Source organism: Mycobacterium lacus (assembly GCF_010731535.1).
GTDB lineage: Bacteria > Actinomycetota > Actinomycetes > Mycobacteriales > Mycobacteriaceae > Mycobacterium > Mycobacterium lacus.
This window is the reverse complement of record NZ_AP022581.1, coordinates 3,671,953-3,698,401: the sequence shown is the minus strand read 5'-3', so window position 1 is coordinate 3,698,401 and position 26,449 is coordinate 3,671,953. Positions and strand designations below refer to the sequence as shown.

General features: G+C 65.4%; 26 protein-coding genes and 3 pseudogenes. 28 read left to right on the top strand and 1 reads right to left on the bottom strand.

What is annotated here, in order from left to right:
- The first annotated feature begins 8 nt into the window (after nt 1-8).
- The 10 genes from rplC (at nt 9) to rpsQ (ending at nt 5,469) form a co-directional block, all read left to right on the top strand.
- Nucleotides 9-683, top strand: a complete 675-nt coding sequence (rplC, locus tag G6N24_RS17010) for a 50S ribosomal protein L3 (RefSeq protein WP_085161642.1) — start codon at nt 9-11, stop codon at nt 681-683.
- Nucleotides 683-1,348 carry a 50S ribosomal protein L4 gene (gene rplD / locus G6N24_RS17005; protein ID WP_085161643.1) on the top strand — a complete coding sequence of 222 codons (666 nt, stop codon included), beginning with the start codon at nt 683-685 and terminating at the stop codon, nt 1,346-1,348. The genes rplC and rplD overlap by 1 nt, the downstream gene beginning before the upstream one ends.
- Nucleotides 1,348-1,650 (top strand): 50S ribosomal protein L23, encoded by a 303-nt coding sequence (rplW, locus tag G6N24_RS17000; RefSeq protein WP_085161644.1) that lies wholly within the window; start codon nt 1,348-1,350, stop codon nt 1,648-1,650. The genes rplD and rplW overlap by 1 nt, the downstream gene beginning before the upstream one ends.
- Nucleotides 1,651-1,736: 86 nt before the next feature.
- The gene (gene rplB, locus G6N24_RS16995; RefSeq protein ID WP_085161645.1) at nt 1,737-2,579 is read left to right on the top strand and encodes a 50S ribosomal protein L2; all 843 of its coding nucleotides are present in this window, start codon (nt 1,737-1,739) and stop codon (nt 2,577-2,579) included.
- A gap of 114 nt (nt 2,580-2,693) precedes the next feature.
- Nucleotides 2,694-2,975, top strand: coding sequence for a 30S ribosomal protein S19 (gene rpsS, locus G6N24_RS16990; protein WP_010908582.1), 282 nt, complete (start codon nt 2,694-2,696; stop codon nt 2,973-2,975).
- Nucleotides 2,972-3,556 carry a 50S ribosomal protein L22 gene (rplV, locus tag G6N24_RS16985; RefSeq protein WP_085161646.1) on the top strand — a complete coding sequence of 195 codons (585 nt, stop codon included), beginning with the start codon at nt 2,972-2,974 and terminating at the stop codon, nt 3,554-3,556. The genes rpsS and rplV overlap by 4 nt, the downstream gene beginning before the upstream one ends.
- Nucleotides 3,556-4,404 (top strand): 30S ribosomal protein S3, encoded by an 849-nt coding sequence (rpsC, locus tag G6N24_RS16980; protein ID WP_085161647.1) that lies wholly within the window; start codon nt 3,556-3,558, stop codon nt 4,402-4,404. The genes rplV and rpsC overlap by 1 nt, the downstream gene beginning before the upstream one ends.
- Nucleotides 4,405-4,407: 3 nt before the next feature.
- Nucleotides 4,408-4,824, top strand: a complete 417-nt coding sequence (rplP, locus tag G6N24_RS16975) for a 50S ribosomal protein L16 (RefSeq protein WP_085161648.1) — start codon at nt 4,408-4,410, stop codon at nt 4,822-4,824.
- Nucleotides 4,824-5,066, top strand: coding sequence for a 50S ribosomal protein L29 (gene rpmC / locus G6N24_RS16970; protein WP_085161649.1), 243 nt, complete (start codon nt 4,824-4,826; stop codon nt 5,064-5,066). The genes rplP and rpmC overlap by 1 nt, the downstream gene beginning before the upstream one ends.
- 7 nt (nt 5,067-5,073) lie before the next feature.
- Complete coding sequence (rpsQ, locus tag G6N24_RS16965; protein ID WP_139822470.1) at nt 5,074-5,469, top strand: 30S ribosomal protein S17; 396 nt, start codon at nt 5,074-5,076, stop codon at nt 5,467-5,469.
- Nucleotides 5,470-5,819: 350 nt separating this feature from the next.
- Here the strand turns inward: rpsQ and G6N24_RS16960 are convergent, their stop codons facing one another.
- Nucleotides 5,820-6,506: a class I SAM-dependent methyltransferase gene (locus tag G6N24_RS16960; RefSeq protein ID WP_085161651.1), complete on the bottom strand. Its 687-nt coding sequence runs from the start codon at nt 6,504-6,506 to the stop codon at nt 5,820-5,822.
- A 454-nt stretch (nt 6,507-6,960) separates the two neighbouring features.
- Here G6N24_RS16960 and G6N24_RS25400 point away from each other — a divergent pair, with 454 nt between their 5' ends.
- The 18 genes and pseudogenes from G6N24_RS25400 (at nt 6,961) to rpsH (ending at nt 26,447) form a co-directional block, all read left to right on the top strand.
- Nucleotides 6,961-7,092 carry a hypothetical protein gene (locus tag G6N24_RS25400; RefSeq protein ID WP_264035139.1) on the top strand — a complete coding sequence of 44 codons (132 nt, stop codon included), beginning with the start codon at nt 6,961-6,963 and terminating at the stop codon, nt 7,090-7,092.
- A gap of 448 nt (nt 7,093-7,540) precedes the next feature.
- Nucleotides 7,541-9,092 (top strand): annotated as a pseudogene (gene istA / locus G6N24_RS16950) (IS21 family transposase).
- 72 nt (nt 9,093-9,164) lie between these two features.
- Nucleotides 9,165-9,919 (top strand): annotated as a pseudogene (istB, locus tag G6N24_RS16945) (IS21-like element helper ATPase IstB).
- 470 nt (nt 9,920-10,389) lie between these two features.
- On the top strand, nt 10,390-11,640 hold the full coding sequence (locus tag G6N24_RS16940; RefSeq protein ID WP_085158453.1) for a cytochrome P450: 1,251 nt from the start codon (nt 10,390-10,392) through the stop codon (nt 11,638-11,640).
- 117 nt (nt 11,641-11,757) lie between these two features.
- Nucleotides 11,758-14,118 carry an arylsulfatase gene (locus tag G6N24_RS16935; RefSeq protein WP_085158455.1) on the top strand — a complete coding sequence of 787 codons (2,361 nt, stop codon included), beginning with the start codon at nt 11,758-11,760 and terminating at the stop codon, nt 14,116-14,118.
- Nucleotides 14,119-14,125: 7 nt separating this feature from the next.
- On the top strand, nt 14,126-14,827 hold the full coding sequence (locus tag G6N24_RS24860; protein ID WP_232070594.1) for a hypothetical protein: 702 nt from the start codon (nt 14,126-14,128) through the stop codon (nt 14,825-14,827).
- Between the two features lie 69 nt (nt 14,828-14,896).
- A pseudogene (locus tag G6N24_RS25555) lies at nt 14,897-15,597 on the top strand (DUF4436 family protein).
- Nucleotides 15,582-16,481: a formylglycine-generating enzyme family protein gene (locus G6N24_RS16920; protein ID WP_085158457.1), complete on the top strand. Its 900-nt coding sequence runs from the start codon at nt 15,582-15,584 to the stop codon at nt 16,479-16,481. Before G6N24_RS25555 ends, G6N24_RS16920 begins: the two are co-directional and overlap by 16 nt.
- A 218-nt stretch (nt 16,482-16,699) precedes the next feature.
- Entirely contained in the window at nt 16,700-17,617 is a 918-nt protein-coding gene (locus tag G6N24_RS16915) for a DUF4436 domain-containing protein (RefSeq protein WP_085158459.1), read from the top strand.
- Between the two features lie 73 nt (nt 17,618-17,690).
- The gene (locus G6N24_RS16910; protein ID WP_085158461.1) at nt 17,691-19,139 is read left to right on the top strand and encodes a DUF3375 domain-containing protein; all 1,449 of its coding nucleotides are present in this window, start codon (nt 17,691-17,693) and stop codon (nt 19,137-19,139) included.
- Between the two features lie 2 nt (nt 19,140-19,141).
- Entirely contained in the window at nt 19,142-19,747 is a 606-nt protein-coding gene (locus G6N24_RS16905) for a DUF4194 domain-containing protein (RefSeq protein WP_085158464.1), read from the top strand.
- On the top strand, nt 19,744-23,139 hold the full coding sequence (locus tag G6N24_RS16900; RefSeq protein ID WP_085158467.1) for an ATP-binding protein: 3,396 nt from the start codon (nt 19,744-19,746) through the stop codon (nt 23,137-23,139). Before G6N24_RS16905 ends, G6N24_RS16900 begins: the two co-directional genes overlap by 4 nt.
- Before the next feature lie 65 nt (nt 23,140-23,204).
- Nucleotides 23,205-24,314, top strand: a complete 1,110-nt coding sequence (locus tag G6N24_RS16895) for a Wadjet anti-phage system protein JetD domain-containing protein (protein ID WP_139822266.1) — start codon at nt 23,205-23,207, stop codon at nt 24,312-24,314.
- Between the two features lie 222 nt (nt 24,315-24,536).
- Complete coding sequence (gene rplN, locus G6N24_RS16890) at nt 24,537-24,905, top strand: 50S ribosomal protein L14 (RefSeq protein WP_003403649.1); 369 nt, start codon at nt 24,537-24,539, stop codon at nt 24,903-24,905.
- Complete coding sequence (rplX, locus tag G6N24_RS16885) at nt 24,906-25,223, top strand: 50S ribosomal protein L24 (RefSeq protein WP_085158472.1); 318 nt, start codon at nt 24,906-24,908, stop codon at nt 25,221-25,223.
- Nucleotides 25,223-25,786 (top strand): 50S ribosomal protein L5, encoded by a 564-nt coding sequence (gene rplE / locus G6N24_RS16880; protein WP_085158475.1) that lies wholly within the window; start codon nt 25,223-25,225, stop codon nt 25,784-25,786. The genes rplX and rplE overlap by 1 nt, the downstream gene beginning before the upstream one ends.
- A 4-nt stretch (nt 25,787-25,790) precedes the next feature.
- Nucleotides 25,791-25,976 carry a type Z 30S ribosomal protein S14 gene (locus G6N24_RS16875; RefSeq protein ID WP_071511658.1) on the top strand — a complete coding sequence of 62 codons (186 nt, stop codon included), beginning with the start codon at nt 25,791-25,793 and terminating at the stop codon, nt 25,974-25,976.
- A gap of 72 nt (nt 25,977-26,048) precedes the next feature.
- Nucleotides 26,049-26,447 (top strand): 30S ribosomal protein S8, encoded by a 399-nt coding sequence (gene rpsH, locus G6N24_RS16870; protein ID WP_085158478.1) that lies wholly within the window; start codon nt 26,049-26,051, stop codon nt 26,445-26,447.
- The last annotated feature ends 2 nt before the right edge of the window (nt 26,448-26,449 follow it).

Below are 26,449 nucleotides of genomic sequence, written 5' to 3'. Positions count from 1 at the left end.
GGCGAGCAATGGCAATACAGGGTAATTTCCCCGGCAGGCGGGGCATTCTCGGTACCAAGCTGGGCATGACGCAGGTGTTCGACGAGAACAACAGGGTTGTCCCGGTGACCGTGGTCAAGGCCGGGCCCAATGTGGTGACCCGCATCCGCACGCCCGAGCGCGACGGCTACAGCGCCGTCCAGCTGGCTTATGGCGAGATCAGCCCGCGCAAGGTCAACAAGCCGCTCACCGGCCAGTACAACGCTGCGGGCGTCAACCCGCGTCGCCACCTGGTCGAGCTGCGTCTGGAAACCCCGGAGGCGGCGGCCGAATACGAGGTCGGCCAGGAGCTGACGGCCGAGATCTTCGCCGACGGCAGCTACGTCGACGTGACCGGAACCTCGAAGGGTAAAGGCTTCGCCGGCACCATGAAGCGGCACGGCTTCCGCGGCCAGGGCGCCAGCCACGGCGCCCAGGCGGTGCACCGCCGGCCGGGTTCCATCGGCGGGTGTGCCACTCCGGCACGGGTGTTCAAGGGCACCCGGATGGCCGGCCGCATGGGCAACGACCGGGTGACCGTCCAGAACCTGTTGGTGCACAAGGTCGATGCCGAGAAGGGCGTGTTGCTGATCAAGGGTGCGGTCCCTGGCCGCACCGGTGGACTCGTGATGGTCCGCAGCGCGATCAAACGGGGTGAGAACTGATGGCTGCCAAGAATGCCCTGAAGATCGACGTCAAGACGCCGGACGGCAAGGTCGAGGGCTCCATTGAGCTGCCGGCCGAATTGTTCGACGTCCCGGCGAACATCGCGCTGATGCACCAGGTGGTCACCGCTCAGCGGGCGGCCGCCCGCCAGGGGACGCACTCGACCAAGACGCGCGGCGACGTCAGTGGCGGCGGCCGTAAGCCCTACCGGCAGAAGGGGACCGGTCGCGCCCGCCAGGGTTCGACGCGGGCCCCGCAGTTCACCGGCGGCGGCGTCGTGCATGGTCCCCAACCGCGCGACTACAGCCAGCGCACACCCAAGAAGATGATCGCCGCGGCGCTGCGCGGGGCGCTCTCCGACCGGGCACGCAACGGGCGCATCCACGCGGTCACCGAGTTGGTCCCCGGCCAAACCCCTTCCACGAAGAGCGCCAAGGCATTTCTGGGCACGCTGACGGATCGCAAGCAGGTGCTGGTGGTCATCGGGCGCAGCGACGAGACGGGCGCTAAGAGCGTGCGCAACCTGCCGGGTGTGCACCTCTTGGCGCCCGACCAGCTCAACACCTATGACGTGCTGCGCGCCGACGACGTGGTGTTCAGCGTTGAGGCCCTCAACGCCTACATAGAGGCGAACACCACGACATCCGAGGAGGTTTCGGCCTGATGGCGACGCTCGTTGATCCCCGCGACATCATCCTGGCCCCGGTGATCTCGGAGAAGTCCTACGGGCTGCTCGACGACAATGTGTACACGTTCGTGGTGCACCCCGATTCGAACAAGACGCAGATCAAGATCGCGGTCGAGAAGATCTTCGCTGTCAAGGTCGCATCGGTGAATACCGCGAACCGGCAGGGCAAGCGTAAGCGCACCCGATCCGGGTACGGCAAGCGCAAAAACACCAAGCGCGCCATCGTCACCCTGGCGCCGGGCAGCAAGCCGATCGACCTGTTCGGGCCACCGGCCTAGCCCGGTGACGATGCGAGGGACGAAGCGATGAGGAGGAGCTGGGCAATTCAGCCAAGTCCGAGCGTGAGAGAAAGACCTGATTAGACATGGCAATTCGCAAGTACAAGCCGACGACCCCCGGTCGTCGTGGCGCCAGCGTGTCCGATTTCGCCGAGATCACCCGGTCAACTCCGGAGAAGTCCCTGGTTCGCCCGCTGCACAATCGCGGCGGCCGCAACGCGCAGGGGCGGATCACCACCCGTCACCAGGGTGGTGGCCACAAGCGCGCCTACCGGGTCATCGACTTCCGCCGCAACGACAAAGACGGTGTCAACGCGAAGGTCGCGCATATCGAGTACGACCCAAACCGCACCGCGAACATCGCGTTGCTCCACTACCTCGATGGCGAGAAGCGCTACATCATTGCACCGCAGGGACTCTCGCAGGGTGATGTGGTGGAATCGGGCGCCAACGCCGACATCAAGCCGGGCAACAACCTGCCCTTGCGCAATATCCCGGCCGGCACCTTGATCCACGCCGTGGAGCTGCGGCCGGGGGGCGGCGCCAAGCTCGCGCGGTCGGCTGGGTCGAGCATCCAGTTGCTCGGCAAGGAGGCCAGCTACGCGTCGCTGCGGATGCCCAGCGGTGAGATCCGCCGGGTCGATGTGCGTTGCCGCGCCACGGTGGGCGAGGTAGGCAACGCCGAGCAGGCAAACATCAATTGGGGCAAGGCCGGTCGTATGCGCTGGAAGGGCAAGCGCCCGTCGGTCCGCGGTGTGGTCATGAACCCGGTGGACCACCCGCATGGCGGCGGTGAGGGTAAGACCTCCGGCGGCCGGCACCCGGTCAGCCCGTGGGGCCAGCCGGAGGGCCGTACACGCAAGCCGAACAAAGCCAGCAACAAGCTCATCGTCCGCCGCCGGCGCACCGGCAAGAAGCACTCGCGGTAGCGCGCGGTGAGGATGCAGTGGGGGTACCCCAGCCGCTGCCGCGCAGCGGCGAGGGGGACGCGCAGCTCGATGAGGAGGAGCCGTGCAAATGAAGAAGTCGAGGAGTAGCCAAGCATGCCACGCAGCCTGAAGAAGGGCCCGTTCGTCGACGACCATCTACTCAAGAAGGTCGACGTACAGAACGAGAAGAACACCAAGCAGGTCATCAAGACCTGGTCGCGGCGCTCGACCATCATTCCCGACTTCATCGGCCACACCTTTGCCGTGCACGACGGACGCAAGCATGTCCCGGTCTTCGTCACCGAGGCGATGGTGGGTCACAAACTCGGCGAATTCGCGCCGACGCGCACCTTCAAGGGGCACATCAAGGACGACCGGAAGGCCAAACGGCGATGACTAGCACTACCGAATTTCCCTCGGCGGTCGCCAAAGCACGGTTCGTGCGGGTGTCGCCGAGAAAGGCGCGTCGGGTCATCGACCTGGTGCGTGGCCGGTCGGTGTCCGACGCGCTGGACATCCTGCGCTGGGCGCCGCAGGCCGCCAGTGAGCCGGTGGCCAAGGTGATCGCCAGCGCTGCGGCCAACGCACAGAACAACAACGGGCTGGACCCGGCGACGTTGGTCGTCGCCACGGTCTACGCCGACGAGGGTCCGACCGCCAAGCGCATTCGTCCGCGCGCCCAGGGGCGTGCATTCCGGATCCGTAGACGGACCAGCCATATCACGGTGGTGGTGGAAAGCCGGCCGACCAAGGATCAGCGTTCGGCGAAGTCGTCGCGGGCCCGCCGCGCGGAGGGCAGCAAGGCCGCCGCGAAAGCACCGGCGAAAAAAGCGGCCACGAAGGCACCCGCCAAGAAGGTCCCCGGCAGCTCAGGCGCTAAGAAGGCGCCCGCCAAGAAGGCACCTGCAAAGAAGGCTGCGCCAAGTTCGGGCGCCAAACCAGCTGAGGCTTCTGAAGCGAAGGGAGGCTCAGACTAGTGGGCCAAAAGATCAATCCGCACGGCTTCCGGCTGGGCATCACCACCGACTGGAAGTCGCGCTGGTATGCCGACAAGCAGTACGCCGAGTACGTCAAGGAGGACGTTGCGATCCGACGTCTGCTGTCCAGCGGCCTCGAGCGCGCCGGGATCGCCGACGTGGAGATCGAGCGGACCCGCGACCGGGTCCGGGTGGACATCCACACCGCCCGTCCGGGCATCGTCATCGGCCGCCGCGGCACCGAGGCCGACCGTATCCGTGCCGACCTGGAGAAGCTGACCGGCAAGCAGGTCCAGCTCAACATCCTCGAAGTCAAAAACCCGGAATCGCAAGCACAACTGGTGGCCCAGGGGGTCGCCGAGCAGTTGAGCAACCGGGTGGCATTCCGCCGCGCGATGCGCAAGGCCATTCAGTCGGCAATGCGTCAGTCCAACGTCAAGGGCATCCGGGTACAGTGCTCGGGCCGCCTCGGTGGTGCCGAGATGAGCCGCTCGGAGTTTTACCGCGAGGGACGCGTCCCGCTGCATACCCTGCGCGCAGACATCGACTACGGCCTGTACGAGGCCAAGACCACCTTCGGCCGGATCGGCGTGAAGGTGTGGATCTACAAGGGCGACATCGTCGGCGGCAAACGCGAATTGGCCGCCGCCGCGCCAGCCGGTGCCGAACGTCCGCGCCGCGAGCGGCCGTCGGGCACGCGTCCGCGTCGCAGCGGCGCCTCGGGCACCACGGCGACTGGCACCGACGCCGGACGCGCCGCAGGCGGCGAGGAAAGCACTGAAACCGCCGCGCCGGCGGTGCATGGTGGGACCGGGGCGGCCGTTGAAGCGCAGAGCACGGAGAGCTGAATCATGTTGATACCCCGCAAGGTCAAGCACCGCAAGCAACACCATCCCCGTCAGCGCGGTATCGCCAGCGGCGGCACGACGGTCAACTTTGGTGACTACGGCATCCAGGCGCTTGAGCACGCCTACGTCACTAACCGGCAGATCGAGTCGGCCCGTATCGCCATCAACCGGCACATCAAGCGTGGCGGCAAGGTGTGGATCAACATCTTCCCGGACCGCCCGCTGACCAAAAAGCCCGCCGAGACGCGCATGGGTTCGGGCAAGGGCTCACCGGAGTGGTGGGTGGTCAACGTCAAGCCGGGGCGGATCCTGTTCGAGCTCAGCTACCCCAATGAAGGGGTAGCCCGGGCGGCGCTCACCCGCGCGATCCACAAGCTGCCGATCAAGGCACGCATCGTCACCCGAGAGGAGCAGTTCTGATGGCAGTGGGAATCTCACCTGGCGAACTGCGTGAACTCACCGACGAGGAGCTGATGGAGCGCCTGCGCGAATCCAAGGAAGAGCTGTTCAATCTGCGCTTCCAGATGGCGACCGGCCAGCTTAACAACAACCGCCGGCTCCGTACGGTGCGTCAGCAAATCGCGCGCGTCTACACCGTGTTGCGCGAACGAGAACTGGGTCTGGCTTCTGGGCCCGGTGGTGCCCCCGAGAAGGAAGCGTAAAGGAATCGTGATGGCAGAGGCTAAGACTGGCGCGAAAGTGGCCCCCGCTGCGAAGAAGTCCGCGGTCAAGAAGGCTGCACCCAAGGCCGCCGCGCCCAAGGACTCCGCGCCGGAGGACAAGGGCCCCAAGCACACTCCGCGCACCCCGAAGCCGCGCGGCCGTCGCAAGACCCGCATCGGCTACGTGGTGAGCGACAAGATGCAGAAGACCATCGTCGTCGAGCTGGAAGACCGGGTGCGGCACCCGCTCTACGGCAAGATCATCCGTACCACCAAGAAGGTCAAGGCGCACGACGAGGACAGCGTCGCCGGCATCGGCGACCGTGTCTCGCTGATGGAGACACGTCCGCTGTCGGCAACCAAACGCTGGCGGCTCGTGGAGATCCTAGAGAAGGCCAAGTAGCGTCCGGCGAATTGGGGGCACCCCCGCTTGCGAGCAGACGCGAAAACCCCCGCACGCCCGGCGTGTCGGCGGTTTTCGCGTCTGCTCGCCAAACCAGAGGTTGCGTCCTCGATGCCCCTCTGCCAGGACGACGATCTGGTCGAATGAGCCGCAGCGCCCCCTCACTCAAGCGGCGGGTAGCGCGGAACGATCGCCTCCGGGGCCGGGGCGGCGCCGTCAGTGAATAGTGTTCGGCCTCAATGGCGATGGGAATCTCGCCTCCGAAGTGAGACGAGATTCCCACTGCGGCCCCTGGTCGGGGGATGCGTCGCAACGATCCGCTGTGAGAACAGTCATGGCTGACGTCGGTGTCACGGGTGCCGCTTGGCCTGCAACCACCGCGTTGCTTCAGGATCAGCTGTTGTCAGAACCAGCCCGGCCTGCGCGAGTTCGTCGCGCACTGTCGCAGGGCTGACTTGTTCGAAGGTCACCGGCTGGCGCCAGAGCCTGCCATCGGCCGCCAGTGTGAATTCACCGTCGCAGAGGCCATCGCGGTTGGAACGGATGGTCAAAGTCGTCGTTATGGCCCCGATCGTGGTGGTGTCAGTCCAGCCCGCCGGCCGCGCGGCGAGCAGCGAGGGTGGTGTCCACTGAATGATGGCCTGCCCGCTCGGCGCGACGTGGAAGCCCACCGTCGCCAGCACCGATCTGCGCAGTTCAGTGCCCAGATAGTTGACCATATTGCCGATCAGCAGGACGGCATCAAACTTCTCGGGTAGCCGGAGGTCCTCGATGCGGGCCTGAACCTTTTGTGCGTAGCGGATATTCGCCAGCATGTCAGGCGAATCGTCGACAGCGGTAACCCGGTGACCGATCTGGGCGAGCGGGTCGGCGATACGTCCGGTGCCGGCGCCTAGGTCGAGCACCGAACTGTTGGGTGTCAGCAGCGACCGGATGTGCTCGACTTCACCCAGCGAGGGCAACCGACGGTAGATCTCGACCAAAGTGCCGTCGGCTGCTATCACGCTGGCATCGCCCGCTCTCGGGTCGTCAGACATCGAGATAGTCCTGTGGGCTCGCCGTCATGTTGTCGACGCTACTCCACGGCGAGCGGTTGTTTGCCCCGCGCGAGCGCGAAGATAGCCGAACCAAGAAGCAACCGGTTGGTGAGCCAGTTGTGAAGGGGGATGGGGTATCCGGTCCAGCGGATCGGGGCGGATCCCAGGGCATTGGTGTGGGGGTGTCGGTCAACGTTTGTCCCCCGATCGTAGGACACAAAAGACACGCCGAAATCCACCGGTCGGTGGACGGCGCTTGCCGAATCGCGTGGCTAACGTTAGCGGCCTAGTGACTCGCATCACATCCGACTTGCGATCGCAATGGTGCGGTCGACGGATCGACACAAGGAGCAAACGCATGTCCCACGAAAATTTGTTCTGCGAGAACGAGGTCGCGTACTCGATCTTCTTCTACAAGGCCGACGACACCGTCGAATGAGCCAGACTGCCCCCCATGCGGATTGCGGTCATCGATCATCCTTTTGGGGGTGACGTGCGGGCGGGGATCCCGCCGCAAGGACACGAGACCCCCGCCGCCGGGCGTTGGGCGTTGTCGCGGACCGGCCCGCGCCGGTTCGGCACGTAGCGTATCTGGCTGCCGAGAGGCCATCCAGCTCGCCGGTTTGGAAGGCCATGGCGAGCTGGTCTTTTGCCCTGACACGACAGCCTAGCGGTGGGTGAGGAGCTGTTGACGATGAGCGCGGCAACCGTCGGTCCACCAATCGTAGGACAAAGGTTTCCTCCGTCGATATCCGCTGGTGGATGGACAGCGGTGGCCAATTGTGCTGCTACGTTGGCGACGAGCTGGTTTGCCCAGTCCCCTTGTCTTAGGCGAGTGCCGCAATGGTGTCAGCGGTCACGCAATTCCCCAGGTTTGAGGGGTTGTCCGTCACGGAATTCCCCACCCTGGCTGTCAGGTAATTCCCCACCCTGGGCGGTGTGTCTGCCGGGTGTGGGCCTCGCACACATGTTCGCTCTTGATCCGTCGGAGTACGGCGGACGAAGGGGCACTGATGGCGAGGAGAGATATCGAGATGTTCGATCTGATCGAGTTGTACACGCATTGGCAGGCTGGTCGCTCACAGGTGCAGTTGTGGCAGTCGCTGGGGATGGATCGTAAGACGATCCGCAGTATCTGGCCCCGGCGGTCGCCGAGGGCATTGGCCCAGGCGGAGAACCGCTGAGCGCCGAGCAGTGGGCGGCGCGGATCGCGCAGTGGTTTCCCGGACTGGATGATCGCGGCGCGCGGGCATCGACGTGGCCGTTGATCGACCGGCATAGCGACCGGATCAAGGACTGGCTGCACGCCGATGTTACGGTCGCCACGATCGCGCAGCGGCTACGTGACGACCATCAGGTCGACGTGTCGGAGTCCTCTGTGCGGCGTTGGGTGGCAATGAATTTCGCCGATGAGGTGGCTCGTGCTCGGGTGAGCGTGCCGCGCGGCGAAGTGCCGCCGGGCAGCGAAGCGCAGATCGACTACGGCCGGTTAGGAATGTGGCTGAACCCGGCCACAGCCAAGCGAGTCGCAGTGTGGGCGTTTGTCATGGTGCTGTCGTGCTCGCGGCACCTGTTCGTTCGCCCTGTGGTCAGGATGGACCAAACCACCTGGTGCACTTGCCATGTCGAGGCATTCGAATTCTTCAATGGTATTCCGGCCCGGCTGGTGTGCGACAACCTCAAGACCGGGGTGGACAAGCCCGACCTATATGACCCGAAGATCAACCGCACCTACGCCGAGCTGGCCGCCCACTACGACTGCTTGATCGACCCGGCCCGGGCGTTCAAGCCCAAGGACAAACCTCGTGTCGAGCGGCCGATGCCGTATGTGCGGGATTCGTTCTGGCGGGGCCGCGAGTTCACCTCGCTGGCTCAGATGCAGGGCGAGGCGGCCCGGTGGAGCCGGGAGGTGGCCGGGCTACGACATTCACGGGCCCTCGACGGCGGCCAGCCGCTGCGGGTGTTCGAAGCGATCGAGGCCGATACGTTGAAACCGTTGCCGCGCCACGCGTTCGAACTCACCACCTGGTCTATCGGCACCGTGGGGGTCGATACGCACCTCAAGGTCGGCAAGGCCTCTACAGCGTGCCATGGCGGCTGATCGGCGGCGCCTGCACGCCCGCACCGCCGGTGACATCGTGCAGATCTTTGCCCACAACGAGGTCGTCGCCACCCATGTGCGGCGGGCCTCGGGCGCTCCACCGACTTCTCCCACTACCCGCCGGAGAAGGTCGCCTTCGCGATGAAAACCCCACCTGGTGTCGGCACACCGCCGCCCAGGTCGGCCCCGCCTGCGAAGCGGTGATCGCCGAATTCATGCGCGACAACGCGATCCACCACCTGCGCTCGGCGCAAGGAGTGCTCGGGCTGCGCGACAAGCACGGCTGTGATCGGCTCGAAGCCGCCTGCGCCTGCGCGATCGCCGTCGGCGACCCGGCGTATCGGACCATCAAGGGCATCCTGGCCGCCGGCACCGAACACGACGCCACCACCGCCGAACCGGCCACCGGCGCCGCCGCCACTACCGCGGCGTTCCTGCGTGGCCCCGACCAGTTCGCCACCGGCGACACCGGCGGAGTCGGCTGAAAGTCACCCGGGTCCCGGAATCTGACCGAATCACAACCCACATAAGCTATTTCACAAGGAGAACACGACTTCATGGGTATTTGTGACCCGCGCTGCGCAACGCGCTGCGCACTCTGAAACTGTCGGGCATGCTTGACACCCTCGACGCCCGGCTAGCCCAGACCCGCAACGGCGACTTCGGGCACCTCGAATTCCTGCAAGCACTGTGCGAGGACGAGATCGCCCGCCGCGAATCGGCCGCCCTGACACGGCGCATCCGCCGCGCGAAGTTCGAAGAACAAGCCACCTTCGAATCCTTCGACTTCTCCGCCAACCCGAAACTGCCCGCCGCCATACTGCGCGACCTGGCCGCGCTGCGCTGGCTCGACGCCGGCGAGTCGGTCATCCTCTACGGACCCGTTGGGGTAGGCAAAACCCATGTGGCACAAGCACTCGGGCATGCTGTAGCCCGACGCGGCGGCGACGTCCGTTTCGCCAAAACCTCTCGGATGCTCGCCGACCTCGCCGGCGGGCACGCCGACCGCAGTTGGGGCCAACGCATCCGCGAATACACCAAACCGCTCGTGTTGATTCTTGATGATTTTGCGATGCGCGAGCACACGACCATGCACGCCGACGACCTCTACGAGCTAATCAACGAACGCGCGGTCAGCGGCAAGCCGCTGATCTTGACCTCCAACCGCGCCCCCAACGACTGGTACGGCCTATTCCCGAACCCGGTCGTCGCCGAATCGCTACTCGACAGGATCATCAACAGCAGCTACCAGATCCTCATGGACGGACCCAGCTACCGGCCCCGCAAACGGCCCGGACGCAGCGTCAGCTAGACAACGCCACCGCGGGCACGGTACACATACCATCGAGGCCCGCACCTGGGGAATTCCGTGACGGCAGCCCTGGGGAATTACGTGACGGTCGACAGCAATGGTGGGTGGGCGAGCCTGTACCGCGAAGGAGGTGATTGCATGTCCCACGAAACCCTATTCGGCGAAGCAGAGGCCGCCTACTCCCTCCCCATTTTCCAGGCTGACGTCATGGCTGACTGAGGCTTAACGGTGGGACCTCGTCGCCATTGGCAAGATGAGGTCCCACCTGGCTTCGCGAGGTTTTCGGCAGCGAGTTGAGAAGCGAGAGGGACGCGCGATGAAGAGGGCGGCGTTGGGTGGCACCCTGCTCGTGGTTGCTTCGACAGCCCGGGCCGGGCAGCACGTAATGACCGCGACGGTGGCGACTAACCGGCTGGGCTGGCCTCACCCGGAAGTTGCCGCGTGCTTATGGGGTGCGACCCTATAGTGCTATGAGCGCTACTGGCCCGGCGGCGGCTTCGCTGTCCGGGATCGATCTGACCGATCCGAACAACTTTGCGGATGGGTTCCCGCACAACGTCTTCGAGATCCATCGCCGGCAAGCGCCGGTGTTCTGGCATCAGCCGACCGAGCACACACCCGACGGCGAAGGCTTCTGGTCGGTGGCCAGTTATGCAGAAACCGTTGCGGTGCTGCGTGATCCGGTCACCTTCTCCTCGGTCACCGGTGGTGAGCGACCATTCGGCGGCACGTTGCTGCAGGATATGTCGGTCGCCGGCCAGGTTCTCAATATGATGGACGACCCGCGGCATGCCGACATCCGACGGTTGGTCAGCTCGGGTCTGGGTCCACGAATGATTGGGCGCATCGAAGACGACCTGCGCCACCGGGCTCGCCAACTGCTCGATCGGATCGAACCTGGCGTTGCGTTCGACTTCGCCGTCGACATCGCCCCCGATCTGCCGATGCGGACGATCTGCATCCTGCTAGGCGTCCCGGAGAGCGACCGGCATTGGCTCCTGGAGGAGTTCGAAGAGGGTTTCGACTTCCGCGGCTCTCAAACGGCCTATGTCTCATGGGTGTTCGGCGAGCACGCCGAATCGCGGAGGGACAGCTACGGCCGGGAGCTGATCGCGCGCAAACGCGCCGAACCGGCCGATGACATGCTGTCGATCGTCGTCAATGCCACCATCGACGATCCCGACGCGCCCGTCCTGTCCGACACCGAGCTGTATCTGTTTTTCCATCAGCTGTTCAGCGCGGGCACCGACACCACCCGCAATGCGATTGCCGGCGGGCTGCTCGCTCTTGCCGAACGGCCGGACCAGTGGCGGCGGCTGCGTCGCGAACCGGAGCTGCTGCCGTCGGCGATCGAGGAGATCGTGCGGTGGACGACGCCGTCGCCGTCGAAGCGGCGGACGGCCACCCGTCCGGTCACGCTGGGTGGCCAGCCGATCGAAGCGGGTCAGAAGGTGTTGGTGTGGGAGGGCTCGGCAAACCGCGACGCGAGCGTGTTCGACCGGGCGGACGAGTTCGACGTCACCCGGAAACCCAACCCGCACCTGGGTTTCGGCCAAGGTGTGCACTATTGCCTGGGCGCCAACCTGGCCCGGCTGGAGCTGCGGGTGTTCTTCGGGGAACTGCTGCCCCGCTTCGAGCACATTCGAGTCGTGGCGCCCGTCGAATGGGCGGGCAGCAACCGCCGCAACGCGGTGCGGCACATGATCGTGGAGCTGCGCTGACAGCACCGCCCAGATCACGGCGTCTCAGGCAATTCTGAGGTCGGCTGGCTACCCTGTCGGCGGGTGTAGTGTGCGCGGTGTTCGGCAGTTAAGTCCACTACGGGAGTGAGGCTGGCGATGACGACGGGGTCGACGGAGTTTAGCGGCAACATCAAGCTGGATATTCGCGACTCGGAGCCGGATTGGGGTCCGTACGCCGCGCCGACCGCGCCGCAGAATTCTCCGAACATCCTCTATCTGGTCTGGGACGATGTCGGCATCGCGACCTGGGACTGCTTCGGCGGCCTGGTTGAGATGCCCGCGATGTCGCGGATCGCCGAATGCGGTGTGCGGTTGTCGCAATTTCACACGACCGCGTTGTGCTCGCCGACGCGGGCGTCGCTGTTGACCGGTCGAAACGCCACCACCGTGGGCATGGCCACCATCGAAGAGTTCACCGACGGTTTTCCCAATTGCAACGGCCGTATCCCGGCCGACACCGCCTTGCTGTCGGAGGTGTTGGTCGAACGCGGCTACAACACCTACTGCGTCGGCAAGTGGCACCTGACGCCGCTGGAAGAGTCCAGCATGGCGTCGACCAGGCGGCACTGGCCGACCTCGCGCGGTTTCGAGCGGTTCTACGGGTTCATGGGCGGCGAGACCGACCAGTGGTATCCCGATCTGGTGTACGACAACCACCCGGTGAACCCGCCCGGCACGCCCGAGGACGGGTATCACCTGTCCAAGGACATCGCCGACAAGACGATCGAGTTCATCCGTGATGCCAAAGTGATCGCGCCCGACAAGCCGTGGTTCAGCTACGTGTGCCCGGGTGCGGGCCACGCGCCCCATCACGTCTTCAAAGGCTGGGCCGACCGCTACGCCGGCAAGTTCGACATGGGCTACGAGCGCTACCGCGAGGTCGTGCTGGAAAAGCAGAAGTCGATGGGGATCCTGCCGCCGGACACCGAACTGTCACCCATCAACCCATATCTCAACGTCAAAGGTCCCTCGGGTGAGTCGTGGCCGCTGCAGGACACGGTGCGGCCGTGGGATTCGCTGGGCGACGAAGAGAAGAAGCTGTTCACCCGGATGGCCGAGGTGTTCGCCGGCTTCCTGAGTTATACCGACGCCCAGATCGGCCGCATCCTGGACTACCTCGAGGAATCCGGGCAGCTGGATAACACCATCATCGTCGTGATCTCGGACAACGGCGCCAGCGGCGAAGGTGGACCCAACGGATCGGTCAACGAGGGCAAGTTCTTCAACGGCTACATCGACACCGTCGAAGAGAGCATGAAGCTCTTCGACCACCTCGGTGGGCCGCAGACCTACAACCACTACCCGATCGGGTGGGCGATGGCCTTCAACACGCCCTACAAGCTGTTCAAGCGCTACGCCTCGCATGAGGGCGGCATCGCTGATCCGGCAATCATCTCGTGGCCCAACGGAATAACCGCCCACGGCGAGGTCCGCGACAACTACGTCAACGTCTGTGACATCACGCCGACCGTGTACGACCTGCTGGGCATGACCCCGCCGCAGACCGTTAAGGGTATTGGCCAGAAGCCGCTGGACGGCGTGAGTTTCAAAGCGGCCCTTGATGATCCGGCCGCCGAAACGGGGAAGGAAACCCAGTTCTACACCATGCTGGGCACCCGCGGGATCTGGCACAAGGGTTGGTTTGCCAACACCATTCACGCCGCCACGCCGGCCGGCTGGTCGCACTTCGACACCGACCGGTGGGAGCTGTTCCACATCGAGAAAGACCGCAGCCAATGCCACGATGTGGCCGCCAAGCACCCCGACAAGCTCGAGGACCTCAAGGCGCTGTGGTTTTCCGAGGCTGCCAAGTACAACGGGCTGCCGCTGTCGGATTTGAACCTCGTGGAAACGATGATGCGGTCGCGGCCGTATCTGGCTGGCGAACGGACGAGTTACGTCTACTATCCCGACTGCGCCGACGTGGGCACCGGCGCCGCAGCCGAGATCCGGGGACGCTCGTTCGCGGTGCTGGCCGACGTGACCGTGGATACCACCGGCGCCGAGGGGGTGTTGTTCAAGCAAGGCGGTGCCCACGGCGGGCATGTGCTGTTCATCCAGGACGGTCGCCTGCACTACGTTTACAACTTCCTCGGTGAGCGCCAGCAGATGGTCTCCTCGTCAGGCGCCGTGCCGCTGGGCAGACACGTGTTCGGCGCGAGCTATTCGCGGACCGGAACCGTGGCCAACAGCCACACCCCGCTGGGTGACCTCACCCTGTTCATCGACGACAACGTGGTCGGCACGCTTGCGGACGTCATCACCCATCCGGGGACCTTCGGGCTGGCTGGTGCCGGCCTCACCGTCGGCCGCAACGGCGGTTCGGGGGTGTCCAGCCGCTACAAGGCGCCGTTCACCTTCACCGGTGGCACCATCGCCCAGGTCACCGTCGACCTTTCCGGACGGCCGTATCAGGATGTGGAATCCGAACTTGCGCTTGCCTTTGCACGCGACTGAGTTGTCCGTGAGATCGGTGTGCGCGGTTCTCGGCGTGGCGGGCCTGGCCTGCTTGTCGGGCAGCGTGGCAGCGGGCTGCCACACGACCCCGGGCGGCATGTTGGGCGGTGGTACCGCGTCGTCAGCGGCCCCCTCCTCGACGTCAGCGGTACCGAAACCGCCTTCCGACCCCGCGGAGGCGGTGCCAGGCATTGCCGTGACCCTGCCCGACCGGATTCCGCCCAATGCGCTGGTGTGCCTTCCGCCGCGCCCGGGCGACGGTCGCGCGGCCTCTGCCGAAGTGTCCGATCCCGGCGCGCCGAAAATCACGATCAGCATGCCCGACGGGTGGAATTCGTCCGCCGGCACGGGTGATACCGCGCTGATGTTGATTGGCCCGGACGGCATGTCAGCGACGGTGACGATTGCTGCGACGGAGCTCGAGCCGGGTGGGTCGTTCCTGCGCTATACCGCCAATCTCGGCGGGTCGATGCCGCGCCTCAAATTCTCCGTCGCGGGGGCTCAGTTCTGCGGCTACAGCAGCGAGCTGCTGACCATGACCATTCAGGGGCCGGCCGGTGCGATCGACCTGGCCGATCGCATCGCCCATATCTGGACCAACTCAAAGCAATACCTCGTGGCCATCCATCTGGAGGGGCCGGCCGGGGCCGCAGGCTTCGGTGCGGCGAAATCAAGGTTGATGCAAGACTTCGGGATCGTCATACCCTGAAAGCCCGGTGCTCTATCGTTTGCTGGCTGCTAGCATCTGACCCCGTGACGCCTCCCGCAAGCATTCCACGTGCTGGCGGCGGTGGTCACGCTGACCGTTGAGGTTTCGCCGCCTGCGACCTCGCACCGGTCGCGCGGGTGCGGATCGCAATCGCCGTCGGGATTGTCGTGGCGGTCGTCGTTATCTACGTCCTATCCCTGGTTGCCGTCCACTGTTGGCCAAGTCGGCGCCTCCGCTTCCTGCTGTGGACCGAGCCAGGTCGTGGCCGAGGACAGCGTCGTGCAGGTGCGCCTCGAAGAGCTGAAAACCGTGGCAAATCGCCTCACCGTGAATGTGCTTGTCTATCCTAAGGATTCGCTGTACGACGTCACCCGTGTCCACGACCCCGAGGGGTCCGACCCAGATGTCAAGGACGACGTGGTCATCACGTTGCACCGGTCCAAGGGATCGCTGGTCTTCGACCTGGGCATCGCCCTGATCCTCATCAGCCGGCCCGCCCTGGCATTGATCGTGGCCATTCCGATGGCGATGGGCAGGACGGCGTCCTTGCCATCGTTGCAACGTGGTACGCGGCGATGCTTTTCGCCATCGTCCCACTGCGCAATATCCTTCCGGGTTCCCCGCCGCCCGGCTCGTGGGTTGACCAAGCCTGCAACGGGATCGAAGGGCGAAGAACGCCTGATACCGGCTCCGAGTGCCTGGTCGCGTGGTACCGCCATTCGGACTCGCGCGCGACGCGGCATACCCTGAAGTCGTGCTCACCGAGCTAGTCGAACTGCCTGGCGGGTCGTTCCGCATGGGGTCGACGAGCTTTTACCCGGAAGAGGCGCCGATCCACACGGTGACCGTGGCCCCCTTCGCGATGGAGCGGCACCCGGTGACCAACGCGCAGTTCGCCGAATTCGTCTCCGCGACAGGGTATGTGACGGTCGCTGAGCAACCGATCGATCCGGCGCTTTACCCCGGGGTGGATCCCAAGGACCTGTGCGCGGGCGCTATGGTTTTCCGTCCCACCACGGGCCCGGTCGACCTGCGTGACTGGCGGCAATGGTGGGACTGGGTCCCCGGGGCGTGCTGGCGCCATCCGCTCGGTCCGGGCAGCGACATCGCGGACAAGGCCGATCACCCTGTCGTGCAGGTGGCGTACCCCGACGCCGCGGCCTACGCGCGGTGGGCCGCGCGCCGGCTGCCCACCGAGGCCGAGTGGGAATATGCCGCTCGCGCGGGAAGCGTGACGACCTACGCATGGGGTGACGAGGCGAAACCTGCCGGTCAGCTGATGGCCAATACTTGGCAGGGCAGGTTCCCGTACCGCAACGACGGTGCGCTCGGCTGGGTGGGGACCTCGCCGGTGGGGACGTTCCCGCCCAACGGGTTCGGCCTGGTCGACATGATCGGCAACGTCTGGGAGTGGACCGTCACGGAGTTTTCCGCGCACCACAGGCTTGATCGGCCGCCCAACGCGTGTTGCCCACCGGCCGGGCTCCTGACTGGGCCAGATCCGACCGTCAACCAGACGTTGAAGGGCGGCTCGCACCTGTGCGCGCCGGAGTATTGCCACCGCTACCGACCGGCCGCGCGGTCACCGCAATCACAGGACACCGCGACCACCCACATCGGGTTTCGCTGCGTGACGAATCCGGCGGCAGGGTAGAGCTGGATTGCTCGCCTCCCGGCCCGCCGCTACGCGGCGCGCATCGTCGGGGGCGGGCATCGGCCGGGGGTTGCCGCGTGAAACGCTGCCGGCGAATGCGCCGGTTGCTACCATCGGTCTCCGTGTCGCGTCACGGAGGCCGGACTTCGTCGGCGGGTTTTCCACCTGGTAAGGCGCGGCCCGTACTCGTCTCGGCCTCGGTGCGGCGGTGAGCCCGGATGGCCGACAGCGTTGCACCAGCTGAGCCGTCGGGGTCGGCCGGTGCGCCGGAGCCCAAACCGCACCGACGACACCTCGTGCTCGACGTCTGCGTCATCGTCGGCGTCATCGTCCTCTACGTGTTGTCGCTGCTTGGCTACCACTGGTTGGCCAGCGAACCGGGTCCGCTGCCCAAGCCGGACGTGGGCACCACCGACGACACCGTTGTGTTGGTCCGCTTCGAGCAGCTGCACACCGTCGCGAATCGCCTCGATGTGAAAGTGAAGGTGCTGCCCGACGATTCGATGATCGACAAGCGCCTCGACGTGTTGACCACCGATCTTTCGGTGCGCATCTATCCAGAGAACGACCTGGGCGACCTGCAGTACCCGGTGGGAAAATCGCCGGCGCAAGTTGCCGCCACCATCGAAGCGCACGGCGACCCCGGTAAATGGCCGTTCGACACGTACACCACCGACACCATCTCTGCTGACGTGCTCGTCGGGGCCGGGGAGAAACGCCAATACGTGCCCGCCCGGGTCGAAGTGACGGGGTCGTTGGAGGGCTGGGACATCACCGCCACCCGAGTCGGCGACACCAGCCAAACCTCGGATCGGCCCGACGACGTCATCATCACCCTGCATAGGGCCAAGGGTGCGCTGCTCTTCGACCTCGGAATCTGCCTGGTCCTGTTCACCCTGCCGACGCTGGCGCTGTTCGTCGCCATTCAGATGCTTACCGGCCGGCGAGAATTCCTGCCGCCATTCGGCACCTGGTACGCCGCGATGCTGTTCGCCGTGGTGCCCTTGCGCACCATCCTGCCCGGCTCGCCGCCGGCGGGCTCGTGGGTGGACCAGGCCGTTGTGATCTGGGTGCTGATAGCGCTGGCAACGGCCATGGTGTTGTACATCGCCGCCTGGTACCGGCGCTCGCGCTAAGGCGAGCGGCGCAGACACGCGCCCGCTTGTGGCAATGAGACGAGATGTCGGTGGTCGGGGATAGCGTTGGGCCATGCGGCACGAGGAGATCGCCTCACTGCGGGCCGGTAGTCCCGCGTGGCGGCTGTTGCGCGCGGACAACGCACCGCTGATCCTGTCGTTCCTCGGGAGAGTGTTCGTCGACGAAAATGTCCGCGACATCGCCGTGTCGCGGCTGGCCAGCGAACTGGACGACGAGCTGTTCGCGCTCAACGAACAACTCGGAGAGGACGGTTATCCCAAATCGGCGCGAGCGTATCTCGACGACTGGTCGGCGCCCGAGACGGGTTGGTTGCGCAAGTACTATCCGCAGGGTTCGGACGAACCGCACTATGACGCCACCCCGGCGGTCGAGAAGGCGGTGGCCTGGGTGCGCGGGCTGCGTGACCGGTCTTTCGTCGGCACCGAATCCCGGCTCAACACGATTTTCGAGTTGCTGCGTCAACTGGTTTTCGGCTTGCAGACCGACAGCCAGGCCCGCCTGGACGAACTGGAACGCCGACGCCGCGAACTCGATGCCGAGATCGCCGCCGTCACCAGCGGTGACTTCTCGGTGCTCGACACCGCTTCCGCACGCGACCGATTCCAGCAATTCGCTGACACGGCGCGCGGGCTCCTGGCCGATTTCCGCGAGGTCGAGGCCAACTTTCGCCGCCTCGACCGGGACCTGCGGGAACGCATCGCCACCTGGGGCGGGGCGAAGGGAGAGCTGCTCGACGACGTCGTCGGCGGGCGCAGCCACATCAGCGACTCCGACCAGGGCCGCAGCTTTCAGGCGTTCTACGACCTGCTGCTGGCTCCGCGTCGCCAGCAAGAGCTCGTTGAGCTACTCGATCGTGTGCAACAGCTGGGGTTGCTCGACGGCGAAAACGCGCGGCTACGGTTCATCCATCACGACTGGCTGGACGCCGGAGAGCGCGCGCAGGCCACCGTGCGGCAGCTCTCCGAGCAGCTCCGGCGCTTTCTCGACGACCAGGTGTGGCTGGAGAATCGTCGGGTGATGGAACTGCTTCGCAGCATCGAGGCGACGGCCCTGGCACTGCGTGACCGTCGGACCGCCGATTTCGCCCACGAGATCGACGCGAGCGCCCCGGCCGTGCGGCTGCCGATGGAGCGCCCGCTCTACCGCAAGGCCCACAACGCCGCGGTCGACAGCGGCGATGTGCGGGAAGGACGCTTCGAGACCGACGCCGCGGCGCTGTTCGAGCAGACCTACGTCGATCCCGCGCCGCTGATTCGCTCGGTGCGCCAGGCGCTGCAGCGATCGGCCCAGGTCGGCCTGCGCGACGTCATCGCCGGCAACCCGATCACCCAAGGGCTTGCCGAACTTGTCACCTACATGTCGCTCGGCGACGAGACATTCACTACGGTTTTCGACGACGAGGCCCGTGACACGGTGGACTGGACGGACGACGGCGGTGTGACCCGCGTCGCCACATTGCCGCGAATTATCTACTCGCGCAACGGATTTTCTGGAGAATAAGGATGGTCGCGACGCCCACCATACCCCGCGACGAGCTGAACCTCCCGCTGGTGGTGACCCACCTGATGAAAGGGGTGGTGTATCGCGACACGCACGAGAAAGTGTGGCAGCACCTGGTCGCCTTGGTGCCCCGGGTCAGCGACTACGTTGCGACGCTGGGCCTCGTCGTGGTGGTCGACGAATCCGAGGGGTATGCGTTCCTGCGCTCCAAACCCGACGATCCCGACGGTGAGGACGAGGCCGTCCCCCGGCTGATCCCCCGGCACGCGTTGTCGTTTCACACCAGCCTGATGCTGGCCCTGCTCCGCAAGAAGCTCGCCGAGTCCGACGCCGCCGACGATGGGTTCCGGCTAATCCTGAGCCGGGATCAAATCCTCGACATGATGGTGATGTTCATGCCAACCTCCACCAACGAGGCCAAGGTCACCGATCAGATCGATCGCACCATCGCCAAGGCCGTCGACCTGGGCTTCCTTAGGCGAATGCCGAAGCAGGACAACCAGTTCGAGGTACGCCGGGTGCTGAAAGCGTTTGTGGACGGACAGTGGCTGTCCGATCTCGACGCTCGTCTCGCGGAGTATGCCGCCGAATTGGGGGAGGCCCTGTGACCGGCTTGTTTCCGGCGGTCGACCTCGACGACGGCACCGACACGCTGACGGGTTTCCGGTTGCAGCGTCTCGAGGTGCTCAACTGGGGAACGTTCGATCGGCGAGTGTGGCAGCTGCGGCTCGACGGCCGCAACGGTCTGCTGACCGGGGACATCGGCTCGGGCAAGTCCACTCTCGTGGACGCCCTCACCACCTTGCTGTTTCCCGCGCACCGCATCGCCTATAACCGGGCCGCGGGCGCGGCGGCGCGGGAACGCGATCTGAAGTCATATGTGCTCGGCTACTACAAGTCCGAGCGCAACGAGGCGAGCGGCAGCTCGCGCCCAGTGGGCCTGCGGGACTCCGGGACGTATTCGGTGGTGCTGGGATACTTCCGCAACGCGGGGTTCGACGCCGATGTCACTCTCGCGCAGGTGTTCTCGACGAAGGAGGGGTTCAGCGGCCAGCCGGACCGATTCTTTGTGACCGCCGACGCGGAATTGTCCATCACCGAGCATTTCAGCGACTTCGGCACCGAGCTGACCAGCTTGCGCAAGCGGCTGCGCAAGTCCGGGGCGTCAGTGTTCGACCATTTCCCGGAGTACAGCCGCGACTTTCGCCGCAAGCTCGCCATCGCTTCCGAGCAGGCGATGGAACTCTTCCACCAAACGGTGTCGATGAAGTCGGTGGGTGATCTCAACGATTTCGTCCGCGATCACATGCTCGAACCGTTCGACGCCGCCGAATGGGTGGACAAGCTGATCACGCACTTCGACGACCTGACCAAGGCGCATGATGCGGTCGTGTTGGCGCGCGCCAAACTGGCAGACCTGGAGCCCTTAGTGGACGACTGCGACGCCCATGACACCTTGACGCAACAGCTGGCGATGCTGCATGGCCAGCGAGATGCGTTGCGCTACTACTTCGCAACTGTGCGGGCGCGGCTGCACCGCGACTCGATCGCGGCGCTGACCCGCGCGCTCGCCGACGCGGAGCATCGCCGAGCCGCAACCGGACAGACGCTGACGTCGCTGCGCGCCGCATTGAAAAGCCTGCAGCTCGAGCAGGCCGGGCACGGCGGGGCCGAGATCGCCGAGATCGACCGGCAGCTCGATGACAGGTCCGCTCGCCGTGACGACCGCCGGCGGCGCCGGCAGCAGTTCGACGATTGCCTGCGCCAGGCCGGTCTGGACGCGGTGGCCGACGCGGGTCAGTTCGACCAGCGGGTAGCCGAGATCGCTTCAACCGCAATGGATGTGCACGCAGCGATGGCCGACGTCGACAACGCCAGCACCGACGCGAAGGTGGTCCGGCGCGCCTTGCAGTCCGACGCGACCGAGATCGCCACCGAACTGGCAAGCCTGCGCGCACGTCCAAGCAACATCCCGGACCGCAATATGCGCATCCGGCAACGGCTGTGCGACGAGTTGGGTGTCGACCCTGCGGAGATCCCGTTCGCCGGCGAGCTGATCCAGGTCGCGCCCCAGGCGGCCGACTGGGAAGGCGCCGCCGAGCGGCTGTTGCGGGGGTTCGGGCTGTCGCTGCTGGTGTCGCAGCAGCTGTATCTGCGGGTGTCCGACTGGGTGGATGCCAACCATCTGGGCGGCAAGCTGGTCTACTACCGCGTGCCGGCGACCCTCTCCCGCCAGGGCCTGGAACCGCCGGGGCCCGCTGCGCTGGCGCACCGGCTGCAGATCAAGGAGGGGCCGTTCTACGAGTGGATCGAACGCGAGCTCGCCAGCCGCGCACCGCACGCGTGTGTGGACACCATGGACGAGTTCCGCCGCCACGAGTTCGCGGTGACCCGCGCCGGGCAGATCCGCGGTCGCGGCGGCCGTCACGAGAAGGACGACTCGCGCCGCATCGACGATCGCCGGTTCTATGTGTTGGGCTGGAGCAACGAGCAAAAGATCGACGCGCTGCTGGCCGATGGGCAGCGCGTGCAGGCCGAACTCAACCGTGTCGATGCCAGTCTGAAAAGACTCGCCGGTGAGCTTGAGGCACTCGCCGGTCGCAAGTCCGCGCTGGACAAGCTGACGGTGTTGGCCGGCAGTTATGACGACATCGACTGGGCCTCGATGGTCACCGAGATCGGGCGCCTCGAACAACGCAAACGGGAATTGGAGGCGGCTTCGGGTGAACTGGCCCGCATCGGCCGCGAAATCGAGCGGGTCGAGGCCGACATCGACGATGCCGACGAGCAACGCCGTGGCGTCGAGCAGGAAATCGGCAAGCTCTCCCAGGACCGCGAGCGCGCGGAAATCGGTGCGGCCGAGGCGGCGCGCGTTGTGGCCGAACCGCAGGCCGACGCGGCGTCGGAGTATTTCGAAGCGCTGTCGGCTCGCATCGGCGAGGTGCCGACGACCGCGCAGGCATGCGCCGATGAGGAAGCAAAGCATTACCGGGCGCTGACCGGGGACGCCGAAGCCGTCACCGAAAAGGCCGAACTGCTTGCGCGCCGGATCGTTGGGCGGATGGCCGAATTTCGTCGCAAGTATCCAGTCGACACCCTCGAGATGGACTCTGCGGTGGCGGCCGCCGATGAGTACCGCGCGCTGCGCGAACGGTTGCTCTCTGATGACCTACCTCGTTTCGAGGCCGCGTTCAAGGAATACTTGAACACCAACACGATTCGTGACCTTGCTGGGTTTCACTCCGAACTCAACAAGCAGATGGAGCTGATCGGCTCCCGGATCGCGACCATCAACGAGTCGCTGGTCGGAATCGACTACAACCCCGGCAGGTACATCCGGCTGGAAGAATCGCCGACCCCCAACCGGGAGATCCGGGCGTTCCGCGAGGAGCTGCGGCGGTGCAGCGACGGTTCCATCGGCGCTGACGCCAGCGACCAGTACTCCGAAGACCGGTTCTTGTTGGTCAAGGCGCTGATCGAGAAGCTCCGCGGCCGGGAGGGCACGACTGAGGCGGACCGCAACTGGGCCAAGCGGGTCACCGATGTACGTAACTGGTGCGTGTTCGCCGCCTCTGAGCGGTGGCACAGCGATGACAGCGAGTACGAGAACTACACCGACTCCGGCGGCAAGTCTGGTGGGCAGAAAGAAAAGCTCGCCTACACGATCCTCGCGGCTTCGCTGGCCTACCAGTTCAACCTGCGGTGGGGAGTGAAGCGCGCGAAGGACTTCCGCTTCGTGGTGATCGATGAGGCATTCGGCCGCGGCTCGGACGAGTCGACGCGCTTCGCGTTGTCGTTGTTTTCAAAGCTGGGCTTGCAGCTGCTGATCGTCACGCCGTTGCAGAAGATCCACGTCATCGAACCGTTCGTGTCTTCGGTGGGCTTCGTCGAGAACAAGCACGGCAACAACTCTGCGCTGCAATCGCTGACGATCGAGGAATACCGCGCGCGCAAGCGCCTGGGCGGCATGGTGACCGTGAACGGCCCGTCGGCATCGTGACCGAGTGGTCGACGCCGGCGAGCGTTCGTCATCGCCTGCGAAGGAAATGGGACACGGGCGCGATATTGGCCGACCGAGCCCGCGGCGCAGCATTCTCCCCGATCGATCTGCCGTTGCGCGGGCCGGCGGTCGGCGAACTCGGTCCACGCTACGCGGAGGTGGCCGCGTGGGTGCGGCACTGGGCGGATCAGCACGGTCCATTCACGGTGACCACCAAAGTGGTCGGCAAGCGTGGCATCGGGGCCAACGCCATTCCCGATCGCTTCCGCATAGAGACCTTCGACGACCTCGTCCGCTTCCTGGGCACCACCGGCGCGGCGCGCCGGCATCACGAACTTGTGGAGCTGGCCAATCAGGTTCTGCCCCAGGTCTATTCCTGGGTCGTTGACAAACCCATGCGGGCGCTTGCGCACCAGGAGCATTTCGAGAAGTTGCTGGGATGCGTGCGGTGGGTCGTCGATAGCGCCGACCGCGGCCTGTACCTGCGCCAGATCGACGTGCCCGGAGTGGATACGAAGTTCATCGAACAGCACCGCACGATCGTGGCCGAACTCGTCGACCTGGTGACGGGCGGGCCGGCCGTCCCGGAGGCCCGAGACTTCGCTTCCCGGTACCGGTTTCGCGGCAAGCCGTCGCGCGTCCGTATCCGCGTGCTCGATCCATCGGTGTCGCCTTTTCCGGTCGGTATCACCGATGTCGAGCTCTGCGTCGGCGAGATCGCCTCCTTGCCGTTGGATGCGCAGCGAGTCTTCGTGGTGGAAAACGAAGTGACTTGCTTGGCTTTTCCGCCGGTGCCCCGTTCGCTGCTCATCTTCGGTGGTGGGTACGGGGTCTCTCGGGCCAGCCAGTTGGCGTGGCTACGCGAGATGCCCGTCTATTACTGGGGCGACATCGACACCCATGGTTTCAGCATTCTCGACCGGTTGCGCTCCCATATTCCGACGGTGCGGTCGATGCTGATGGACCGCGCCACGCTGTTCGCCCATGAGACGCGCTGGGACCGCGAACCTGCCCCGGTGAATACCGACCTCAAGCATCTGACTGCCGACGAGGCGGCGCTGTACCGCGACCTCGTCGAGGACGCCTTCGGACCCGCTGTGCGGTTGGAGCAAGAACGGATCGGTTACCCGATGCTGGAGGCGGCGATCTCGGCGATCGTCGGGAAGCACCCCTGAGGCATCGGGCGCCAGGCTCACGTTGGCGAAAAGATGGGTTTGTGCCTGAATTTGGCTCTGAGCTGGTCGTCCCCTAGACTCTAGGGGTTGCCTTGAGCAGACCTCGGCTGGTGCGTGCAGGCGTTATCGGCCCCGCGTGCTCTTCGGTGACACAAGCGTTTGGGACCGCGCACGTCAGCTGTTTCTCCTGCCGTGCACACGTCGACCAGGTCAGGAGATCTAGTGATTCAGCAGGAATCGCGGCTGAAGGTCGCCGACAACACCGGCGCCAAGGAGATCTTGTGCATCCGGGTGCTGGGCGGCTCGTCGAGACGCTACGCCGGCATCGGCGACGTCATCGTCGCCACCGTCAAGGACGCCATTCCGGGCGGCAACGTCAAGCGGGGGGATGTCGTGAAGGCAGTCGTGGTGCGCACCGTCAAGGAGCGCAGGCGTCCCGACGGCAGTTACATCAAGTTCGACGAGAACGCGGCGGTGATCATCAAGCCCGACAACGACCCGCGCGGGACCCGCATATTCGGGCCGGTCGGCCGCGAGCTGCGGGAGAAGCGGTTCATGAAGATCATCTCGCTGGCCCCGGAGGTGTTGTAGATGAAGGTCCACAAGGGCGACACCGTTTTGGTCATCGCGGGTAAGGACAAGGGCGCCAAGGGCAAGGTCCTGCAGGCCTACCCGGACCGCAACCGGGTGCTGGTCGAGGGCGTGAACCGGATCAAGAAGCACACCGCGGTTTCCACCACCCAGCGCGGCGCGCGGTCGGGCGGGATCGTCACCCAGGAAGCGCCGATTCACGTCTCCAACGTGATGGTGGTCGACTCCGACGGCAAGCCCACCCGGATCGGCTACCGGGTCGACGAGGAGACCGGCAAGCGGGTGCGTATCTCCAAGCGCAACGGCAAGGACATCTGATGACGACCGGAGAAAAAGTGCAGCCGCGCCTCAAGCAGCGCTACCGCAGCGAGATCCGGGATGCGCTGCAGAAAGAGTTCGGCTACGGCAACGTCATGCAGATCCCGACCGTGACGAAGGTCGTGGTCAACATGGGGGTCGGCGAGGCCGCCCGGGACGCGAAGCTGATCAACGGCGCCGTCAGCGACCTGGCGCTGATCACCGGGCAGAAACCCGAGATCCGCCGGGCGCGGAAGTCCATCGCGCAGTTCAAGTTGCGCGAGGGCATGCCGATCGGTGCCCGGGTGACGCTGCGTGGCGATCGCATGTGGGAGTTCCTGGACCGGCTCACCTCGATCGCTTTGCCGCGTATTCGTGACTTCCGCGGGCTCTCGCCCAAGCAGTTCGACGGTGTCGGCAACTACACCTTCGGCCTGAACGAACAGTCGGTGTTCCACGAGATCGACGTGGACAAGATCGACCGGGTCCGCGGCATGGACATCAACGTTGTCACCTCGGCGACGACCGACGACGAAGGACGAGCGCTGTTGCGGGCCCTCGGCTTTCCCTTCAAGGAGAACTGAGCACATGGCAAAGAAGGCACTGGTTAACAAAGCCGCACGCAAGCCGCGGTTCGCGGTGCGCGCCTACACGCGCTGCAGCAAGTGCGGCCGCCCCCGCGCGGTCTACCGCAAGTTCGGGCTGTGCCGGATCTGCCTGCGCGAGATGGCGCATGCGGGTGAGTTGCCCGGTGTGCAGAAGAGCAGCTGGTGACAGGACACAGGACTAAACCATGACCGCGCTGACGACGATGCAGAGCGCAGCGATGAAGAGGAGTGGCGCTCAATGACCATGACGGACCCGATCGCGGACTTTTTGACCCGTCTGCGCAACGCCAACTCGGCGTACCACGACGAAGTGCGGTTGCCGCACTCCAAGCTCAAGGCCAACATCGCCCAGATCCTCAAGAACGAGGGCTACATCAGCGACTTCCGTACCGAGGACGCTCGGGTCGGCAAATCGCTGGTCGTCCAGCTTAAGTACGGCCCCAGCCGGGAGCGCAGCATCGCCGGTTTGCGGCGGGTGTCCAAGCCCGGGTTGCGGGTGTACGCGAAATCCACCAACCTGCCGCGGGTGCTCGGCGGCCTGGGTGTGGCGATCATCTCGACCTCCTCGGGCCTGCTCACCGACCGCCAGGCCGCCCGACAGGGCGTGGGCGGCGAAGTCCTCGCATACGTCTGGTGAGG

Excerpts from the sequence above, each read along its gene's own strand:
- rplC (WP_085161642.1), top strand. The coding sequence starts at position 9 with ATGGCAATACAGGGTAATTTCCCCGGCAGGCGGGGCATTCTCGGTACC.
- rplD (WP_085161643.1), top strand. The coding sequence starts at position 683 with ATGGCTGCCAAGAATGCCCTGAAGATCGACGTCAAGACGCCGGACGGC.
- rplW (WP_085161644.1), top strand. The coding sequence starts at position 1,348 with ATGGCGACGCTCGTTGATCCCCGCGACATCATCCTGGCCCCGGTGATC.
- rplB (WP_085161645.1), top strand. The coding sequence starts at position 1,737 with ATGGCAATTCGCAAGTACAAGCCGACGACCCCCGGTCGTCGTGGCGCC.
- rpsS (WP_010908582.1), top strand. The coding sequence starts at position 2,694 with ATGCCACGCAGCCTGAAGAAGGGCCCGTTCGTCGACGACCATCTACTC.
- rplV (WP_085161646.1), top strand. The coding sequence starts at position 2,972 with ATGACTAGCACTACCGAATTTCCCTCGGCGGTCGCCAAAGCACGGTTC.
- rplP (WP_085161648.1), top strand. The coding sequence starts at position 4,408 with ATGTTGATACCCCGCAAGGTCAAGCACCGCAAGCAACACCATCCCCGT.
- rpmC (WP_085161649.1), top strand. The coding sequence starts at position 4,824 with ATGGCAGTGGGAATCTCACCTGGCGAACTGCGTGAACTCACCGACGAG.
- G6N24_RS16960 (WP_085161651.1), bottom strand. The coding sequence starts at position 6,506 with ATGTCTGACGACCCGAGAGCGGGCGATGCCAGCGTGATAGCAGCCGAC.
- G6N24_RS25400 (WP_264035139.1), top strand. The coding sequence starts at position 6,961 with ATGCGGATTGCGGTCATCGATCATCCTTTTGGGGGTGACGTGCGGGCG.
- G6N24_RS16940 (WP_085158453.1), top strand. The coding sequence starts at position 10,390 with ATGAGCGCTACTGGCCCGGCGGCGGCTTCGCTGTCCGGGATCGATCTG.
- G6N24_RS16935 (WP_085158455.1), top strand. The coding sequence starts at position 11,758 with ATGACGACGGGGTCGACGGAGTTTAGCGGCAACATCAAGCTGGATATT.
- G6N24_RS16915 (WP_085158459.1), top strand. The coding sequence starts at position 16,700 with ATGGCCGACAGCGTTGCACCAGCTGAGCCGTCGGGGTCGGCCGGTGCG.
- G6N24_RS16910 (WP_085158461.1), top strand. The coding sequence starts at position 17,691 with ATGCGGCACGAGGAGATCGCCTCACTGCGGGCCGGTAGTCCCGCGTGG.
- G6N24_RS16905 (WP_085158464.1), top strand. The coding sequence starts at position 19,142 with ATGGTCGCGACGCCCACCATACCCCGCGACGAGCTGAACCTCCCGCTG.
- rplX (WP_085158472.1), top strand. The coding sequence starts at position 24,906 with ATGAAGGTCCACAAGGGCGACACCGTTTTGGTCATCGCGGGTAAGGAC.
- rplE (WP_085158475.1), top strand. The coding sequence starts at position 25,223 with ATGACGACCGGAGAAAAAGTGCAGCCGCGCCTCAAGCAGCGCTACCGC.
- G6N24_RS16875 (WP_071511658.1), top strand. The coding sequence starts at position 25,791 with ATGGCAAAGAAGGCACTGGTTAACAAAGCCGCACGCAAGCCGCGGTTC.
- rpsH (WP_085158478.1), top strand. The coding sequence starts at position 26,049 with ATGACCATGACGGACCCGATCGCGGACTTTTTGACCCGTCTGCGCAAC.